The 6419-nt window shown below is 45.4% G+C and carries 3 protein-coding genes; 1 reads left to right on the top strand and 2 read right to left on the bottom strand.

Translation table 11 applies throughout. The features are described 5' to 3' along the window. Positions 1–130: 130 nt before the first annotated feature. A complete protein-coding gene (fusA, locus tag AB6D58_RS24030) occupies positions 131–2218 on the bottom strand; it encodes an elongation factor G (RefSeq protein ID WP_017058825.1) in 2088 nt (695 codons plus the stop codon). 234 nt (positions 2219–2452) lie between these two features. Beyond that, positions 2453–3832, bottom strand: coding sequence for a DNA repair protein RadA (radA, locus tag AB6D58_RS24025; protein ID WP_017058826.1), 1380 nt, complete (start codon positions 3830–3832; stop codon positions 2453–2455). A gap of 161 nt (positions 3833–3993) precedes the next feature. On the opposite strand from radA, the gene AB6D58_RS24020 reads away from it, so the two are divergent. Further along, positions 3994–6339, top strand: a complete 2346-nt coding sequence (locus AB6D58_RS24020) for a PilZ domain-containing protein (protein WP_017066978.1) — start codon at positions 3994–3996, stop codon at positions 6337–6339. Positions 6340–6419 lie beyond the last annotated feature (80 nt).

The raw sequence follows: 6419 nt of genomic DNA, 5'->3' as shown, positions 1-6419 counted from the left end.
CTCGCATCTCGCATCTCGCATCTCGCATCTCGCATCTCGCATCTCGCATCTCGCAGTATGTTACAAGCAATAAAAAGCCCCGCAAGCTTTCACTTGCGGGGCTTTTTTAGCTAATTGAGAAAAGGGCTAATTACTTACCAGCTTCTTTTTCTGCTTTAACTTTTGCAATCACTTCGTCAGCAACGTTAGTTGGACATGGTGCGTATTGTGCGAATTCCATAGAGAATTGGCCACGACCAGAAGTGATAGTACGTAGGTGACCGATGTAGCCGAACATCTCAGAAAGAGGTACGTCAGCTTTAATACGAACACCAGTTACGCCAGCTTGTTGATCTTTGATCATGCCACGACGACGGTTAAGGTCACCGATAACATCACCAACGTGATCGTCTGGAGTGAACACGTCAACGTTCATGATTGGCTCAAGAAGTTGCGCGCCAGCTTTAGGCATAGATTGACGGAATGCGCCTTTCGCTGCGATTTCAAATGCGATAGCAGATGAATCGACTGCGTGGAAACCACCATCGAAAAGTTCAACTTCAACGTCTAGAGTTGGGAAGCCAGCTAGTACGCCGTTTTCCATCATAGATGCGAAGCCTTTCTCAACTGCAGGCCAGAATTCTTTAGGAACGTTACCGCCCACAACTACAGAGTTGAACTTGAAGCCAGAACCTGCTTCGCCTGGTTTGATACGGTAATCGATCTTACCGAATTGACCAGAACCACCAGATTGCTTCTTGTGCGTGTAGCTATCTTCAATTGCTTGAGTGATAGTTTCACGGTAAGCAACTTGAGGAGCACCTACAGTTAGGTCAACGCCGTATGTACGCTTAAGGATATCTACCTTGATGTCTAGGTGAAGTTCACCCATACCTTTCAGGATAGTTTCGCCAGTCTCTTCGTCAGTCTCAACTTGGAAAGATGGATCTTCTGCAACCATTTTACCGATAGCGATACCCATTTTCTCAGAACCGCCTTTATCTTTTGGAGATACAGCGATTGAGATTACTGGAGTTGGGAATACCATTGGCTCAAGCGTTACTTGGTGCTTAGGATCACATAGAGTGTGACCAGTTTGCACGTTCTTCATACCAACGATCGCAATGATGTCACCAGCTTGTGCGCTAGTTAGTTCGTTACGGTCATCAGCTTGCATCTCAACCATACGGCCAACACGTTCAGTCTTGCCAGTGAATGAGTTAAGAATCGTGTCACCTTTGTTCAGTTTACCAGAGTAAATACGAACGAAAGTTAGAGCACCGAAACGGTCATCCATGATTTTGAATGCAAGCGCTTTGAAAGTCTCATCTGTAGAAACGATAGCGTGTTCGCCAGTTTCTTCACCGTTCTCATCCATTAGAGGCTGAGGGTCAACTTCAGTTGGTGCTGGTAGGTAATCTACTACAGCATCAAGGATAAGTTGCATACCTTTGTTCTTGAACGCAGAACCACAGAACGTTGGGAAGAATGCGATATCACGAGTACCTTTACGGATACAACGCTTAACGTCTTCAATAGAAGGCTCTTCACCTTCCATGTAAGCTTCCATTAGGTCATCGTCTTGCTCTACAGCTGTTTCGATTAGCTCTTCACGGTATTGCTCAACGTCATCAACCATGTCCGCTGGAACATCTTTGATTTCGTAGTTTTCAGGAAGACCAGTGTCATCCCAAACGTATGCTTTACGGCTTAGTAGGTCTACAACACCAACGAACTCGTCTTCACGGCCGATTGGTAGAACCATTACTAGAGGAGTTGCACCTAGAACGTTTTTAACTTGGTCAACAACGTTGTAGAAGTCTGCACCCATACGGTCTAGTTTGTTAACGAAGATCAGACGAGATACTTCTGATTCGTTAGCGTAGCGCCAGTTAGTTTCTGATTGAGGTTCAACACCACCAGAACCACAGAATACACCGATACCGCCATCAAGAACTTTAAGAGAACGGTATACTTCAACTGTGAAGTCAACGTGTCCAGGAGTATCGATAACGTTTAGACGGTGATCGTTCCAAAAACAGCTTACAGCTGCTGATTGGATAGTAATACCGCGCTCAGCTTCCTGTTCCATGAAGTCAGTCGTTGATTCGCCATCATGTACTTCACCAGTCTTGTGGATTTGACCAGTTAGCTTAAGGATACGCTCAGTGGTAGTTGTTTTACCCGCATCAACGTGCGCGAAAATACCAATGTTTCTGTATTTCGATAAATCTGCCATTGTCTTACTCTGTTAATAGGATATAAAATGCGCGCAGAGTATATCACAATCTGTGAAGACTGATAGCTTTGCATGCATTTGGGACTAAAAAACTTTGCCTTTTTCTAACATATAGAAAAAGGCACTCAGTAGTAACAATCTAAATGATTGTTAATTATAGTGCTAACCTAAAGCCTAATCGGCGTTAAGGTTAGGCTGAATTGCTGCTGTATAGAGTAGCTGAAGTGAGTTCAATTACAACTCATCAAAAGCATTAATTGCTTCCGATAATTTTTTCACACCGTGGATCTGCATTCCTGGAATGCCACCTTTAGGCATGTTAGCCGCCGGTACAATCGCTTTCTTAAAGCCGTGTTTAAATGCTTCATTTAAACGCTCTTGTCCGCTCGGTACAGGTCGAATCTCACCCGCTAGGCCTACTTCTCCAAATACCACCACATCTTTTGGTAATGCGCGGTCTCTGAAACTAGAAAGTAGAGCCATCACCAACGCAAGATCAGCACTGGTTTCGGTTACTTTAACACCACCGACGACATTCACAAACACATCTTGGTCAGCCATTTGTAAGCCGCCGTGTTTATGCAGCACCGCTAATAACAAAGAAAGCCTGTTTTGCTCTAGGCCGACAGCGACGCGACGTGGGTTAGCCAGCTGTGAATAATCCACCAGCGCTTGGATTTCGACAAGAAGTGGACGCGTCCCTTCCCACACCACCATGACAGAACTGCCCGAGGTTTCTTCTTCACCACGAGACAAGAAGATAGCGGATGGGTTGCTGACTTCTTTTAGCCCTTGGCCTGTCATCGCAAACACACCCAGTTCATTCACTGCACCAAAACGGTTTTTGTGGCTGCGTAGCGTTCTAAAACGGCTATCGGTTCCGCCATCTAATAAAACAGAACAGTCAATAATGTGCTCAAGTACTTTTGGCCCTGCTAAGGTGCCGTCTTTAGTTACGTGTCCAACTAAGAACACAGCAACGTTATTCTGTTTTGCGTAGCGCGTTAATGCGGTTGCCGATTCACGAACTTGTGCAACACTGCCCGGAGAAGATTGAACATCCGCAACGTGCATAACTTGGATCGAGTCGATAACCATGATCTTAGGTTGTTCTTTTTCTGCAACCTGACAAATCTTATCCACGTTGGTTTCAGAGAGCATCTTTAGGTGCTCTTTTGGCAATCCAAGTCGAGACGCACGCATCGCGACTTGTTGCAGAGATTCTTCCCCGGTTACATAGAGAGTCGGTAATTGAGAAGAAAGCTGACACATGGTTTGTAATAGCAGCGTTGATTTACCGGCACCCGGGTTACCACCAATCAGGATCGCAGCACCCGGTACGACACCACCACCAAGTACGCGATCGAGTTCTTTGAAGCCACTACTAAAGCGTGGTACTTCTTGTAGATTAATTTCAGATAATGTCTGAACGCTCGATTCTGTTACTGCACCTGCATAACCAGATAATCTTTCATTGCGCGCTACTTGAGGTGAAGCGGCTAACCTAACTTCTGTAATCGTGTTCCAAGCACCACATGCGTTGCACTGCCCCTGCCAACGTGGAAAGTCAGCACCACAGTCATTACACACATAAGCTCGCTTTGCCTTCGCCATAAAACCTCAATAATTTACTCAATTACACAATGATGTTGTCAATTTGTGACTTATTTGACCGTACGGATGAAAATAAAAGTTGCAGTCATACCACTTATACTTAAAGATCGATTTAAACTAGTCGATAACATAAACGCACCGTCCATTCTAACAAGAAAAGTATGCAGCAATCTGAAATTCTATCTGTAGCAGAACGTTTAATCCCGGCTTACCACGCCGAAGATTTCGAATTCCTTCTTTCTCAAATGACAGAAGGGGAATCGCCGTCTCTGAAGCTGCTCGTTAAAATGGAACTGAATCGTATCATGGCTCCGTGTACAAAGAGCATTGATTTACGCGGGCGTATTGATAATGAGTGTCGTCAGTTCACTCTCGATGGCCGTAAGCACTGGCTCGATGATATCGCTTTAAACGCATATCAACGTGGTACGAAAAAGTTTAAAGGTTACACAGAAGGCGCATGGGAGTTAGTAATGACTCCGCGAACTCAGCCTCTGAGCGTTGTTAAAACATCTTCTCAAGGTAACCACGACATTACTAGCGCCAATAGCCCGTACGAAGCGGAAGCTATTAACCTAGGTTACGACTTAAAACGCCAAGAGAACAGACTCAAGATTAGCTCGCAGGTCGAGATCACCACATCGAAAGGGCAAAGCCTACATGGTGTAACGGTTGATATCTCCCCGTCGGGTGCAAAGTTCAAAGTACCGAGCGCCTTTCGATACAACCTCGGCGAGATCATCAGCGTTAAGTTCTCAGAGCTTATCGAAAAGTCCCAAGAAAACGATGTTAACCAAGCGGTTGAATTTCGTGTTTTGGGTATCGACGAATCTTATGAGAACAACGCGGTCAAATTTCTAAGAACCATCAAGGTAAGCGACAACAATATTGTGGCTCGCTTACTCGATGAGTCTTTAAATAGCACCAGTAAGAAAACCAGCCATGAGAATCAAGATAGGATTATTCGAACTCGTACTCGAGGAATCGAACATACCTATCTAAAGCATACTTGTAACCTACCCCTGTTTTTCAGCGGCAGCGAACTAAAGCTTGCCCTACTGACGGATAACAACCATCCATTATGGCAATATTGGCACGACGAACGAAATCAACAAGCGCTGGGTACCCTGTTCAACGAGCAACGTATGAACCTGTTGGCGAAACCAGGAGTGAAGGGAACCAGTAACGTTATCTACTCTTTTACCCATGAACACCAAAACAAGACCTTGTTCTATTCAATGATGCTGCCTGAAGCCTCTCGTGAACAAAGACAGCTGTTCTGGCACATCGGTGGCAAACGTAAAAGTTGGAAGGCGTTCAAGTTCTCGGTTTTCGAACTTTCAGACACTGAGCGACAAGCATTAGCTAAACACTCGGATACGCTGGCTCAAAGCTCAGCTCAACTGACGCATTGCGGAATCTTGCAAGAGATTGGCGATCACGAAAGTGCGGCGGACTATCTTCTGAGTGAAAAGCCACGCATTCCAAGCAGTGAATTGAACCGCTTCCGTCACCCGCGTACTGTCGTCGGCAATATTCAAAGCATCTACTTTGACTCTCAGACTCGTCGTAAAGAGCCGAGATACCAATTTAAGTCACCGTTGCAACTTACATCACAAGATGGCGCAGCGGCGAACGGACACACCTTAGATATTTCGAAGCGTGGACTGAGCATTAGCCTTGAACACCCAATGGTACTCAAGATTAATGATCCGGTATTAGTGAACTTCAATGAACTGCAGCTCTATGACAAGAACCTGCCACTGAGCACAGTGCCTTACCACGTAATTCGAGTGAGTCCGAATGGTCGCAACGTGCAGTTGGTTATTGCCGAGAACGCCAAGACAATGCGTACCATCGCTTTCCTTAATGGGCTTATCGATCAAAACCAAAGTAAGCTGATTAAGAAGCAAGAGATACTGCCAACACATTCGCTACTCGAATCACTGCACAACATTTTGTTGAGCAAGATGGTCAGTAACCCAATATTCATTGATAAGCCAAGTTCAACGCTGCGCTGTAAGATCATTGGTGTGAATTTCCCACTGAATAAGCATCTAACGTTACTTGCTAAACTTGGTCACAACCAAAAGTTCTCACTCGAGCCAATCTTCAAGGGTCACACCAACTCACTGTTGGCTGAGCCACTAAAAAGAATTGAAGGTGCGGAGCCTAAGCATCATGACGTGTACATTGCTGCAGTGAAGTTTGGCGACAAAATCCAGTCGGTACACACCAAGTTGGTCAAAGACTTCGCCTCAGCAAAGGAACGCATCTTATTCATCAAGAAAGCGCAGCACTTAGGTGATGTGTATGTATTGCGAGTCACCACGGCACCTATCTTTAATCCGCTAACGAGTTTATTCCAGTCGGATTTAGAAGAGCTTTCACGCATCAGTATGCATCAAGCTAAGAAGCTAGAGAATGAGGTGACGGCGTTTATCGGTTATGGCGAGATAGAGGACATTACCGATGAAGTGCTGATTCGATTGGAGCTAACACGCTAGCCTCGAGTGGCGTATTAACTTAAGCATGAATCGAGTAGGAGGAGGCCTCACGGCCTCCGTCCTCTCACACCACCGTACAA

This window comes from Vibrio sp. 10N.239.312.D08 (assembly GCF_041466145.1).
GTDB classification, from domain to species: Bacteria; Pseudomonadota; Gammaproteobacteria; order Enterobacterales; family Vibrionaceae; genus Vibrio; species Vibrio crassostreae_C.
The sequence above is the reverse complement of the archived record's forward strand: the minus strand, read 5'-3'. Positions and strand labels throughout refer to the sequence as shown.